Source organism: Microbacterium sp. HM-570, assembly GCF_054165885.1.
In genome coordinates, this window is record NZ_CM135111.1 from 712,897 (window position 1) to 725,945 (window position 13,049).

A 13,049-nucleotide genomic window follows, 5' to 3' on the forward strand; every position below is an offset into this window, starting at 1 on the left:
GGGGCCGCTCAGACCTGCTGCAACAGCCACACGAGCAGCGCCTTCTGGGCGTGGAGCCTGTTCTCGGCCTCGTCCCAGACCACCGACTGCGGCCCATCGATGACGTTCGCGTCGACCTCGTACCCACGGTCGGCGGGCAGGCAGTGGATGAAGATCGCATCCGGCCTCGCGAGCGCCATGGTCTCTTCGGTCACCTTGTAGGCGCCGAGATCCCGCAGCCGCGCGATCTTCTCCTCTTCCTTGCCCATCGACACCCACGTGTCGGTGACGACGACGTCCGCACCGGCCGCGGCCTCGACGGGGTCCGTGTAGAGCGTGACCGAACCGCCCGTCTCGGCGGCGATGCGATCCGCGTCGGCCACGACATCCTCGCGCGGTGAGTAGTCCTCGGGTGAGGCGACCCGCACCTGCATGCCGGCGGTCGCACAGGCCAGCACGTACGAATGCGCCATGTTGCTCTTGCCGTCGCCGAAGAACGTGAGCGTCAGCCCCTTCAGGTCGCCCTTGTGCTCGCGGATCGTCAGCAGATCGGCGAGCAGCTGGCACGGGTGGAAGTCATCCGACAGTGCGTTCACGACCGGCACCCGGGTGTCCTGGGCCATCTGCTCCAACCCCGCCTGCGCGTAGGTGCGCCAGACGATCGCCGCGACCTGGCGCTCGAGCACCCGCGCCGTGTCGGCCGGGGTCTCCTTCCCCCCGAGCTGGCTGTTGGCCGTCGAGATGATCAGCGGCGTACCCCCGAGATCGGCGATACCGACGGCGAACGAGACGCGCGTGCGGGTCGAGGACTTGTCGAAGATCACCGCGACGGTCTGGGGGCCGGCGAGCGGCTTCTGAGCCCAGCGATCCTTCTTCAACTCGATCGCGAGGTCGAGGATCTCGGACTGTTCGGCCGCGGTGATGTCGTCGTCGCGCAGGAAGTGGCGGGTCATGCGGGAACCTCCTTAGGTTCGGGCGTGGGAGTGGATTCGGATGTCTCGATCAGCAGCGCGTCCGTGACGGTCGACAGCGATGCGGCGAAGAGTTCGAAGAACTCCGCCACCTCGGCGTCGCCGATCGTCAGGGGCGGCGCGATGCGGATGGTCTCGTCGTTCGCGGCATTGATGACCAGGCCGTGCTCTTGCGCGGCCGCGACGACGGCCTTGGCGACCGGATGTGTCAGGGCAACGCCGATCAGCAGGCCCTGGCCGCGCGTACCCGCCACGAGAGGGGATCCGAGCGCCGCGATGCCCGCGCGCAGCTCCGCACCGCGCTCCGCTGCGTTCTCGACGAGTCCGGCGCGCTCGATCTCGCCGAGCACGGCACCGGCGACGGCGGTGCCGAGCGCGTTCCCGCCGAACGTCGAGCCGTGCGTGCCCGGGTAGAACAGGTCGCTCGCCGCACCGAAGGTGATCAGGGCACCGATCGGGAAGCCGCCGCCGATGCCCTTGGCGACCGTGATCGCATCGGGCGTGATGCCCTCGTGCTGAAAGGCGAACCACGCGCCCGTGCGCCCGGCACCCGTCTGGATCTCGTCGAGGATCAACAGCGCGCCGTGCTTCTCGGTCAGTTCGCGAGCCGCGCGCAGGTATCCCTCGGGCAGTTCGACGACACCGGCCTCGCCCTGGATGGGCTCCAAGACCACAGCCGCGACACCACCCGCGGCGAAAGCATCCGTGAGCGCGTCGATCGTCACGGGGAGGTGCTCGACGCCCGGCACCATGGGCAGGAAATCGGCCTGCATCGCGGGCTTCCCCGTCATCGCGAGGGTGCCCATCGTGCGGCCATGAAATGCGTTCTCGAGCGTCAGGATGCGGGTGTGCCCGGTCTTCTTGCCGTGGAGCCGCGCGAGCTTGAACGCGGCCTCGTTGGCCTCGGCGCCCGAGTTGCCGAAGTACACGCGCCCCGTCTCGCCCGTGCCGGCGAGCCTCTTCAACCGCGCGGCGAGCGCGAGCTGCGGGGGCGTCGCGAAGTAGTTCGAGACGTGCGCGAGGGTCGCGGCCTGCTCGGTGATCGCGCTGACGAACACCGGATGTGCATGCCCCAGCGAGTTGACCGCGATGCCGGCCAGGAAATCGAGGTAGCGGCGACCGGAGTCATCCCACAGGTACGAGGCCTCGCCGCGAACGAACAGCGCCATGCGATCGCCGAAGCTGCGAACGAGGTCACCCCTCGCGTCATCCTGCCAACTCATCCCGCCACCACCTCTGTTCCGATTCCTTTGTGTGTGAAAACCTCGACCAGCACCGAGTGCGGCACGCGGCCGTCGATGATCGCCGCCGTATCGACGCCCCCCTCGACCGCATCGAGGCACGCCTGCATCTTGGGGATCATGCCCGACTCGAGACTCGGCATGAGCTCGCGCAGGCGAGACGAGGTCAGGTGCGAGACGAGCGAGTCGCGATTCGGCCAGTCCGCGTAGAGCCCGGGCACGTCCGTCAGCACGATGAGCTTCGTCGCACCGAGGGCGACGGCGAGAGCGGATGCCGCGGCATCCGCGTTGACGTTCAGCGACTGGCCGGGGCGGTCAAGATCCGGGGCGATGCTCGAGACCACCGGGATGCGGCCCGCCTCGAGGTGATCGTGGATGGCCGTCGGATCGACCTCGACCACGTCGCCGACGTTGCCGAGATCGTGTTCGACGCCCTCGATCGTCACGCCACGACGCCGCCCGCCGAACAGCCCGGCATCTTCACCGCTCAGCCCACTCGCGAACGGTCCGTGCGCGTTGATCCGGCCCACGAGCTGCGGGTTGATCTGGCCCGTCAGAACCATCCGCACGACCGAGATCGCGTCGGTGTTGGTGACGCGGTAGCCGCCCTTGAACTCGCTCGGAATTGCGAGCCGGTCGAGCATCGCCGAGATCTGCGGGCCCCCGCCGTGCACGACGACGGGCTTGACGCCGACGAAGCGCAGGTACGCGATGTCTTCCGCGAAGCTCTCCTGCAGCTCTTCCGAGATCATGGCGTTGCCGCCGTACTTGATCACGATGATCTGCTCGCGGAAGCGCTTCAGCCACGGCAGCGACTCGATCAGCACGCCCGCCTTCGCGGCGGCCTCTTCGGGGCTCGTGTCCTGGAGAGCGTTGTTGATATCGGTGTGGTCCGCGGTGTCGGTCATGAGCTGTAGGCGCTGTTCTCGTGGACGTAATCGTGCGTCAGGTCATTGGTCCAGATCGTGGCGTGTGCGTCGCCGACCTTGAGGTCGATACCGACGTGCGTGGCACGCGGGGTGAGGTCGACCTCCTCGCGCGGGCGGTCGGGGCCGCCCTGCGTGCAGACCCGCACGCCGTTCATGCTCACGTCGACGTTGTACGGGTCGAACGCAGCATCCGTCGTTCCGATCGCCGCGAGCACCCGACCCCAGTTGGGATCGTTGCCGAAGATTGCGGCCTTGAAGAGATTGTTGCGGGCGACCGAGCGGCCGACCTCCACCGCGTCTTCTTCGGATGCGGCGCCGGTGACCTCGATCGTGATGTCGTGGCTTGCCCCCTCGGCGTCGCCCTGCAGCTGCGTCGCGAGGTTCGTGCACACCTCGCGCAGGGCTGCGGTGAAATCTGCGGGGTCGGGAGTGATGCCCGAGGCCCCGCTCACCATGAGGGTGACCTGGTCGTTGGTCGACATGCATCCGTCCGAATCGAGCCGGTCGAAGCTGACGTTCGTCGCGGCGCGCAGGTGTGCGTCAGCCTCTGCTGAGGTGAGGACCGCGTCGGTGGTGATCACGACGAGCATCGTCGCGAGGCCGGGCGCCAGCATCCCGGCACCCTTCGCCATGCCGCCGATCGACCATCCGTCACCCTGCACAACCGTGCGCTTGGGGCGCGAGTCCGTCGTCATGATGGCGAGGGATGCATCCTCGCCCCCATCCGCGGCGAGCGCGGCGATCGCCTTCTCGGTGCCGTCGAGGACCTTCGCGCGGAACACCTCGTCACCTGTGCCGATCAGGCCCGTCGAACAGATCAGGACGTCTGAGGCGCTGACGTCGAGCAACTCGGCGGCCCTCTCGGCCGTCTGATGCGTGGTCTGGAAGCCGAAGCTGCCGGTGAAACAGTTCGCGCCACCCGAGTTGAGGACGATCGCCTCGACGACGCCGTCCTTGATCACCTGCTCGGACCAGATGATGGGGTTGGCCTTGGCGCGGTTGCTCGTGAACACGGCCGCGCCGGCCTTGAGCGGCCCGCGGTTGACGACGATCGCGACATCCGGCTTACCCGTCGACTTCAGCCCGACGGCGACTCCGGCCGCCTCGAAACCCTGGGGTGCGGTCACGCTCACGGTGCCACTCCGTTCACGCTCAGGCCCGTGGCCTCGGGAAGGCCGAGGGCGATGTTCATCGACTGGATCGCGGCGCCCGCGGTGCCCTTGGCCAGGTTGTCGAGGGCAGTGACGACGACGACCCGATTGGCGGCCCGGTCGATCGCGAGGCCCATGAGGGCGGTATTCGCGCCGAGCACGTCCGCCGTGCGAGGGAATTCTCCCGCGGGGAGCAGCTGGACGAACGTCTCGTCGCCGTAGGCCGCCTCCCACGCACCCCGGATGTCGTCGTCGGTAGCGCCGGGGGTGATCGGGGCCGAACTCGTGGCCAGGATCCCCCGTGCCATCGGCACGATCACCGGCGTGAACGAGATGCGGATGCCCTCGTCCGCTTCGGTCGCTGAGCCCGTCGAAGCGACCCCACCGGCCCGCGCCGCGGCGAGCGCCTGCCGGATCTCGGGAATATGCCGGTGCGTGCCGCCGACGGCATACGGATTGGCTGAACCGAGGATCTCGCTCGCCAGCAGGTTGGTCTTGAGGCTCTTGCCCGCGCCACTCGGGCCGACGGCAAGCACGGCGACGATGTCGGACGGATCGATCACCCCGGCCGCGACGCCCGGCGCAAGGCTCAGGCTCACGGTCGAGGCGTTGCATCCGGGGGCGGCGATCCGAGTGGCCCCGACGATCCGTTCCCGCTGCCTCCCCCCGTCGACGGGCAGCTCGGGCACACCGTAGATCCAGGCCTCATGGAAGTCACCGCCGTAGAAGTGATCCCAGGCGGACACGGATTCGAGCCGATGGTCGGCGCCGCAGTCGATAACGAGCGGAATCGCAGCGAGGGCCTCGGTGTACTGCCCCGACTGCCCGTGCGGCAGGGCGAGGAAGACGATGTCGTGCCCCGCGAGCGTCTCGGGCGTCGTCTCTTGCAGAGTCAGGTGCGCGAGCGAGCGCAGGTGCGGCTGGTGAGCGACGAGCGGTTGGCCGGCGTTCGAGTGTGCGGTGACGGTGCGAATCTCGACATCCGGGTGCGCCGCCAGGAGGCGCAACAATTCGCCGCCGGCATAGCCGGATGCGCCGGAGACGGCGACCTGATAGGGCATGGTTCCAACCTTAGAGTCTGGGACGGTGCGCCCTTGCCCGACGGGCAGGGTGCGGGAAGACACCGGCGACACCGCTCGCTCGACCCACCGAGGCGGGGAGCGCGGGGTCGCCTAGAGTCGGCGTCCGTCCAGACGTCGGCGCGCACCGGAAGCGCTCGCGAGGAGCGTCTCGAGGGTGGTGGCGGCCGAAGGCATGGGCCGACGATAGCCGCCGACCCGCGGCATCCGCAAATCGACGACGTGCCTCAGTTTCTTTGAGCGCGTGGGGTGTGTTGGTGCCTCACATACTTTGAGCGCGAAGCTTGCCTGTGTGGAAGGCAAGATTGAGATGGCCGCGAGGCGACAGGTGACGAACAAACTCCGTGACGCGTACCGGAAAGCATCGAAGCACGACAAGGCCCGGATCCTTGACGAGGTGATGAGCACGACGGGGATGGGCCGATCAACGGCGCGGCGGATGCTGACGGGGCCGGTGCTGCCGGATCCGGCGAAGCAGGTCGATAGACGCCAGTTGCGGGCCAAGACGTATAGCGATGATTCGAGGCGGCTGCTGGAGCATGTGTGGGCGCTGATGGGCATGCCGTGCGGGAAGTACCTCGTGGTGATGCTGGAGCTGTGGATGCCGCTGCTGCACGCTGCCGGCGACCTCGACAAGCCATTCGTGACACCGCAGACGATCGTCGAGCTTCAGACAATGAGTCCGGCAACGATCGACCGGTATCTGAGCCCGGCACGTCGGGCGATGCAGTTGCGGGGGATCTCTACGACGATCCCGTCACCGCTGCTGCGCAACTCGATCGGGTTGTCGAAGGTCGGGGATGCCCCGGTCACGGCACCCGGGGTGATCGAGGCGGACACCGTCGCGCATTGCGGACCCACGTTCGTCGGCGAGTTCGCACGCACGTTGACGATGACCGACATCGCCACCGGGTGGACCGAGAACGCCTCGATCCGCAACAACGCGGCCAAGTGGATCGTCGGCGCTGTCGGCGATCTGCAGAACATGTTCCCATTCGAGCTGCGCGTGTTCGACTCGGACAACGGATCGGAGTTCATCAACCATGATGTCGCGGACTGGCTCCAAGCCCGTGACATCGCCCAGACCCGGTCCCGCCCTTACAAGAAAAACGACCAAGCGACCGTCGAGTCGAAGAACAACCACGTCGTCCGCAAACACGCGTTCCATTGGCGCTACGACACCCCGGACGAGCTCGCGCTGCTGAACGAGCTCTGGCGGCTCGTCTCACTACGGTTGAATTTCTTCACCCCGACGAAGAAGCCCACCGCATACGCCACCGCGGCCAGCGGGCGCCGCACACGCCTCTACGACGCACCGAAGACACCCTGGCAGCGAGTGCGCGATTCTGGGGTCCTCACCGCCGAGCAAGCCGACGTCGTTCAGGCCCGGATCACCGGGATCAACCCCGCCGATCTGACCCGCCGGATCAACCAGATCCAGCTCCAACTCATCGAGCTATCACAAGCCAAAACCGAAGCCATGACCACCAGCCGACACCTCGACATGACATCCTTAGAAACGTCGATCCGTCGACTCCAAACAACCAAATGAACCGCAAGCCTCGCGCTCACCATACGTGAGGCACCGCATCACCCTTCGCGCTCACTTCTAGATGAGGCACCTCGATCCGCCCTGCCCCGCATCCGCAAATCCGCCCCACCCTCCCCTGCCCGCTCCGCCCCTCTCACGCGAACCGGCACATTCGTCGCCAACCGCCACGGATTCCGTACCGGTTCGCGATGGAAGTGCCGGTTCGGCGCGCGTTAGAGGCGCGCGAGCAGGGCGAGCTCGTCAGCTCGAGTGAGGCCGGCACCGCGGGGGCGACCGAGCCCACGCATCCGCTCGTCGTCGAGGGTGCGTTCGAGAATGTCGCGGATGTCGCGAAGGTGCCCGCCCGCGGCGAGGTAGGCCGCGTTTGAGCGCGTCGAGAAGCCGGGCATATTGCTCGGCAGCCACAGAGGCAGCGACCTCGGGCCCATCCAATATCCGATTTCTTGGGAAGCGAGCCATTCGTCGTCGACCTCGACCACGTCGCCGGTGTGGCCCGCGACATCCCGTGCGAGCGCCAGAAGCTCTCCCAGGCAGCGGGTGTCCGACGGCGTTCGCGACGCCTTGCCACGGTTCGGTACCCGCGGCGACGATGAAATCCGCCACATCGGCGACATCGACCACCTGCGCCATCGCGGCGGGAGCAGCCGGCACAAGAACGGGTTCGGACGCTGCGAGTGCGAACCGGCCGACCCAGTAGCCAAACCGATCGGTCGGATCGCCCGGCCCAACGATCAAGCCCGGACGCACGATCGCCGCGCGATCCGCGAGTCCATGACGGACGGATGCCTCGGCCGCCGCCTTGGCGCGGGAGTAGTCGTACTCATCTTCTGGTGTCGTGGCCGCGGCCGGTTCGCTCAGCGCGGCGCTCTCGTCGGCACCGACCTCGTCGTGCGCCGCGTACACCGACACCGACGACACGTACGTCCAGTGCGCGGTGCGCGCGGCCAGCGCCCCGACGGCCGTCGTGACGTGCGCGGGGGTGGACGAGACATCCACGATCTCGTCCCATTCTCGAGCTGCCGCCTCGGCATAGGCGTCGGGCCCGTTTCGGTCGGCGAGCATCAGCGTGGTGCCCTCGGGTACCGGTCGGCCGCCGCGAATAAGACAGGTGACGGATGCCCCGGCATCCCGCCATCGCCGCGCCACTTCGCCGCTCAGCCATCCGGTTCCGCCCAGAATCAAAACGTTTGACATGGGGCCATCCCAGCAGCCGCGGGACCCGCCCGCACCCCGTTCCGCCGTCGGCGCAACTCCCGCTTCGCAGCGCCCGGCCGCCCGGCCGCCCGGCACGGGGGGCGGACAACATTCCGGATGAATCGGCCCCACGCAACCGACGACCCCCGTCATTCCGGGGGCACCCCCACGCGGCCCGCGGGTTATCCGGAATGTTGTGCGGCAGACCGCGAAGCCGGGCCCTCGAACGCGCTGCGGCTGCGCGCCCGGGCGACCGCCGCGACAGCACCGAGGGCTGCAACACCCGCCCAGAGCAGCAGGCCGATCGCCGCCTGGAGCACGGCGTGTAGCGAACCTCCGAGCAGGGCCTGCGTGCCCTGCAGCCCGAGGCTGAGTGGCAGCAGCGCAAGGGGCCCCGCGGCGATCGAACCGGCCGGTACCGGCCCGGCGATTCCCGCCGCGACAACCTGCACCCCGAGCGCGACGACCGAGACAACCAGACCCGCACGACCGAACAGGCCGCAGAGCGCCTGGTGGACGAGGGCGAAGCACACCGACATGACCACAGTCAGGGCGAAGGCAACGGCCATGCGATCGGGAGCGACGCCCAACACCGCCACGCCGACCCACACCAGGATGGCTTGGACGACACCGACCACCACACCGACGAACGCTGCCTGCCCCGCGATGCGGCGGGCCGAGGCCGGGGTGCCGAGCGCAGCTCGCGAAAACGGAGCGACCACGAGCGCGGTGGCCAGCGCACCCAACCACAGAGCGACGGGCACGAGCGCGGCCACTGCCGCCGCACGGGCGTTGGCTGGTCCCCCAACCGATGCGGTGTTGACACCGATCGGGTCGGCCACGACGCCCGCGATCGTCTTCTGCTGGTCGGCGGAGTATGCGGGGATGTCGGCCGCGGCGGTGTCGAGACCCGAGGCGAGCTCCCCCGATCCCGACGCTAGTTCGCCCAACCCGACCCGCAATTCACCGGCGCCTTCGGCCAGCGCGCGCGCTCCCGCGGCCGCCTCGGCTTCCGCCTGGGCGAGCTGCCCGAGCCCGACCGCGACGGGCCCGGCGACATCAGCGACGACGCCCGCGCCGATCGCTACCGCCGCCGCATCCACGGAGTCACCCGCGAGCGCACCGGCGTGTGTCTGCAGCCGTGCGGCGACTGCCGCGGCCTGCGCACGCAGGGCCGTGATGTCATCGAGAAGCTCACTCGCCGGTTGGGTCGGATCGAGCGCTATGAGCGCCGCAATCGCGTCGAGCTCGGCGACGCCGAGATCCTGAGCGAGAGCGAGCTCTCCCGCCACGAGAGCTTCAGAAGCCACGGAACCCGCGAGAGCCGCCGTGTCGGCAGACGCCGCCCCGCTGAGCGCGCCCAGGTCACGCGCACCCTGAGGCAGGGCGCCGAGAATCTGCGCGATCTCGCCGATACCCGCGGCGAGATCGGTGGTGCCCACCTCGATCCCGCCGGCGCCCTCGCCCGCGCCCGCAATGCCCGCCGTGAGTTCGTGAGCACCGGATGCCGCCTGCCCGAGCGATTCCGACAGCTCCGCGAAAGCGCCCAGGGTTCCGGCCACATAACCGGAGGTCAACTCGGCGGCGACGCCGCGGGGCAACCCGGCCGCGACCGCGTCGGCGACTTTCCCCTCGACGTAGCCGTGGCGGGTGCTGGTCTGCACCTGCAGCTGCGCCGCCGTCGGGGCATCCGAGCCGATCGTTGCGACATTCTGAGAGAAGTCGGCGGGGATCGTCACGATCGCCTGAAAGCTGCCGTCGGCGAGTCCCGCCGATGCCGTTTTCGTGTCGGTCAGGGTCCAGGTCAGGCCGTCCTGGCTCGTCAAGAGGTTCTCGGTGAGCAGCTTGCCCGCAGCCACGGGTTCGCTGCCTTCCTCGATCGGCGTATCGAGGTTGACGATCGCGGCCGACAGCGTCTCTTCGCTCCGCTGCGGAAGCATCGTCAGCAGGATGAGCAGCGGCGCGACCACCGCGAGCAAGATGACCACGGCCGCACGTCGGCGTGATCGCGCGGGAGCGGGCACGAGGCTCCAGAAGCTGTTCACGAGCTGCTCCTTTCGAGCGCTGCGGCGCTGACCCGCACAGAGACGACGATGCGGTCGGTGACCGGCGCGCACTCGTCGTCGACGGCGAACACGGCCGTCGCCGACGCGTCGAGGCGGCCGAGCACGGCTGCCACGACCTGCGGCGATCGTCCGCGCAGATCCATCACCACGAGCGGCAGGCCGGAAGACAGCGCGACCGACGCGTCGAGCGCCCAGCGTCCGCCATCGCCCAGCCGTGCAACGAGCGTTTCAGGTCCGGTCTCGGTCCCCACGGGCGCACCGACGACGTCGAGAAGGGCGTCGAAAGCGCGCGCCGCGTCGTGTGTCCGCTCGGACAGGTCGCGTCGGGAGACACCGTTCAGCCGGAGCATCCCCCTCAAGTAGTCGCCGACGGACTCGGCGTCCACGGGCGGGGGCGCGATCTCGACATGGGCGCTGTGTGCGGCCAGCGTGCTCCGCTCGAACGGCAGCAGGTGCCCCTGCACCGCCAGGTCTCCCTCGACGTCGCCGGACCTGCCCGCCAGTACGGCGCAGACCCGATCGGCGCCGTCGCCCCGCACCAGCAGCACCGCACGGGCGGGCACGGCGAAGGTCACCGGATCGAGGCCCGCGAAAGAGGCATCCTGCGCGTGCACACCATCGCGGCGCAGCTCATCAGCGTCCCGCCAACTGCGCTGCGCGAGCATCCGCTGCACCGCCTCACCCTCGATGTCGGCATCGGGCAGAACCCGTGCGAGCCCGCGGGGCAGCCACCACGCGCGGTCGCCGAGCAGCGTCATGAGCGCCGGCACCAGAGTCATCCGCACGACGAACGCGTCGATCAGCACACCCACCGCAAGCGCGAGGGCGATCGGCTGGATGATGGCGTTGCCGCCGGGAACGAATGAGAAGAAGACCGAGAACATGATGAGGGCCGCGGCCGTCACGACGCGCGCGGAGGCCGAGAATCCTTCGAGCACGGATGCCCGGGCAACCCCCGTTGCGGCATAGCGCTCGCGCATCCGCGAGACGAGGAAGACGTGGTAGTCCATGGCCAGGCCGAACAGCACGGCCATCACCAGGATCGGCATGAAGCTGATCACCGGGCCGACCTTCCCCACGCCGAGCAGATCGGCCGCCCACCCCCACTCGAAGACCGCTGTCGAGACACCCAGTGCCGCCCCCACGGTCAGCAGGTAGCCGAATGTGGCGGTCACCGGAACGGCGATCGAGCGGAACATGATCATCAGCAGCAGCAGGCACAGCCCGACGACGACCAGCGCGAACGGCAGCAGCGCCGCCCCCAACCGGTCGGAGATATCGATGGCGAGCGCGGTCTGGCCCGTGACCTGGAAGCCGAACCCGTGCGCGGACTCGAAGGCCGGGACCATGTCGCGCAACCGCTGCACGAGGTCGCCCGTCTCGGCCGAACTCGGCGCGCTCGTGGGGGTGATCGTGAGCACCGCGAGGTCGAGGGCCTCGTTGGGGAACGCCTGCGAGGTCGCCGCGACGCCTTCGACCGACGAGAACTCACCGTCGAGGGCGTCAAGGGCCTGTTCGATGTCGAGCGTGCGAGAAATGTCGGCGGTGATCAGCAACGGGCCGTTGAACCCGGGGCCAAACCCCTCGTCCAGCAGGTCGTAGGCGACGCGCGGCGGCGAACCCGCCGGGTCGTAGCCCGCATCCGGCAGCGTCAGACGGATGCCCGCGGCCGGTATCGCCAGGGTGAGAAGCACAACAACGACGACCGCTGCGGTGACGAGCGGCGCCCGCGTCGCGATCCGCACCCACGCCGGGGCGGGTTTCGGCCCGCTCGGCGCCGCGGCAGCGCGCTTTCGGCGACGCTGCTTCGGGATGAGTCGCCGCCCGCACAGGGTCAGGATCGCCGGAAGCAGCGTCACGGCGACCGCCAGTGCGCAGAGCACGGCGGCTGCGGCGCCGAGGCCCATGACCGTGAGGAACGGGATGCCCGCGACCCCGAGTCCGAGCAGAGCGATCATCACGGTCAGTCCCGCGAACACGACCGCCGTTCCCGCCGTCGCGATCGACACGGCGACGGACTCGTGGACCGCCATGCCCTGCCGGAGGTTGTCGCGGTGTCGAGACGTGATGAGCAACGCATAGTCGATCCCCACCGCGAGGCCGAGCATCGTCGCGAGCACGGGCGCGGTCGCCTGAACCGGCGCGAAAGCGGCGACGATCGTGATCGAGCTCGTCGCCACGCCGACGCCGATGGCCGCGGTGACGAGCGGCATCCCGGCAGCCAGGAGCGAGCCGAAGGTCACAGCCAGCACGACATAGGCCACGGCCATCCCGACCAGTTCGGTCCAATCGACACCGGATGCGGCGGCCGGCACGATCCCCGAAACCGCCACCTGCAGTCCCGCCTGGGTCAGGGGCGCCGTCGCGTCGTCGACCGCCGTGACGAGGCTCGCCGGAATGTCGTCGGCTGGATCCGAGAGCTGCAGTGCGATGAACGCCATCCGCCCGTCCGACGACACCTGATCGGCGGTGCCCGAGCCCGCGGGCGATGAGCCGCTCGCGGTCATGGGGTACGGACATCCGATATTCGTCACTCCCGTGACGACCGCCAGGCTCTCGCACACCGCGCCGATGGCATCCGCATCGTCGGCGATCGAGGATCCGTCGGGGGCAACCACGACGACGCGACCGCTCGCTCCGCTCAGCTGCGGAAACCGCTGCTCCAGCGTGTCGAGCGCGGACTGAGCCTGCGTGCCGGGGATGTCGAACGACGACTGCAGGTTGTTGCCGAGCGCCGCGGCAGCCGTGCCGCCGCCGACGGCCAGGACGAGCCACGCGGCCAGCACCCACCACCGCCGGCGGGCGCAGAATCGACCGATTCGATAGAGAACGGAGGACATCTCCGACGACTCCTCATCCTGGGCTACGCCCGTTCCCCCACGACCCC

Annotated in this window: 9 protein-coding genes; 1 reads left to right on the forward strand and 8 read right to left on the reverse strand. The window is 69.0% G+C overall.

Annotated elements, in window-relative coordinates; all coding sequences use genetic code 11:
• Positions 1-8: 8 nt before the first annotated feature.
• Genes argF through argC form a run of 5 tightly spaced genes read right to left on the reverse strand, consistent with a single transcriptional unit; the run spans position 9 to position 5,332 of the window.
• Positions 9-932, reverse strand: a complete 924-nt coding sequence (argF, locus tag ACT9TC_RS03370) for an ornithine carbamoyltransferase (RefSeq protein WP_458042025.1) — start codon at positions 930-932, stop codon at positions 9-11.
• Entirely contained in the window at positions 929-2,173 is a 1,245-nt protein-coding gene (locus ACT9TC_RS03375) for an acetylornithine transaminase (protein ID WP_458042026.1), read from the reverse strand. Before ACT9TC_RS03375 ends, argF begins: the two co-directional genes overlap by 4 nt.
• Entirely contained in the window at positions 2,170-3,099 is a 930-nt protein-coding gene (gene argB / locus ACT9TC_RS03380; protein ID WP_458042027.1) for an acetylglutamate kinase, read from the reverse strand. Before argB ends, ACT9TC_RS03375 begins: the two co-directional genes overlap by 4 nt.
• Positions 3,096-4,253 (reverse strand): bifunctional glutamate N-acetyltransferase/amino-acid acetyltransferase ArgJ, encoded by a 1,158-nt coding sequence (gene argJ / locus ACT9TC_RS03385; RefSeq protein ID WP_458042028.1) that lies wholly within the window; start codon positions 4,251-4,253, stop codon positions 3,096-3,098. The genes argB and argJ overlap by 4 nt, the downstream gene beginning before the upstream one ends.
• Entirely contained in the window at positions 4,250-5,332 is a 1,083-nt protein-coding gene (argC, locus tag ACT9TC_RS03390; protein ID WP_458042029.1) for an N-acetyl-gamma-glutamyl-phosphate reductase, read from the reverse strand. The genes argJ and argC overlap by 4 nt, the downstream gene beginning before the upstream one ends.
• Before the next feature lie 346 nt (positions 5,333-5,678).
• On the opposite strand from argC, the gene ACT9TC_RS03395 reads away from it, so the two are divergent.
• Positions 5,679-6,902, forward strand: a complete 1,224-nt coding sequence (locus tag ACT9TC_RS03395) for an integrase catalytic domain-containing protein (protein ID WP_458040749.1) — start codon at positions 5,679-5,681, stop codon at positions 6,900-6,902.
• Between the two features lie 240 nt (positions 6,903-7,142).
• Here ACT9TC_RS03395 and ACT9TC_RS03400 read toward each other — a convergent pair whose 3' ends face one another.
• From ACT9TC_RS03400 to ACT9TC_RS03410, 3 genes are all read right to left on the reverse strand, one after another.
• Positions 7,143-8,096 (reverse strand): NAD-dependent epimerase/dehydratase family protein, encoded by a 954-nt coding sequence (locus tag ACT9TC_RS03400; RefSeq protein ID WP_458042030.1) that lies wholly within the window; start codon positions 8,094-8,096, stop codon positions 7,143-7,145.
• A 182-nt stretch (positions 8,097-8,278) separates the two neighbouring features.
• Positions 8,279-10,141: a YhgE/Pip domain-containing protein gene (locus ACT9TC_RS03405; protein ID WP_458042031.1), complete on the reverse strand. Its 1,863-nt coding sequence runs from the start codon at positions 10,139-10,141 to the stop codon at positions 8,279-8,281.
• A complete protein-coding gene (locus tag ACT9TC_RS03410) occupies positions 10,138-13,002 on the reverse strand; it encodes an MMPL family transporter (protein ID WP_458042032.1) in 2,865 nt (954 codons plus the stop codon). The genes ACT9TC_RS03405 and ACT9TC_RS03410 overlap by 4 nt, the downstream gene beginning before the upstream one ends.
• Positions 13,003-13,049 lie beyond the last annotated feature (47 nt).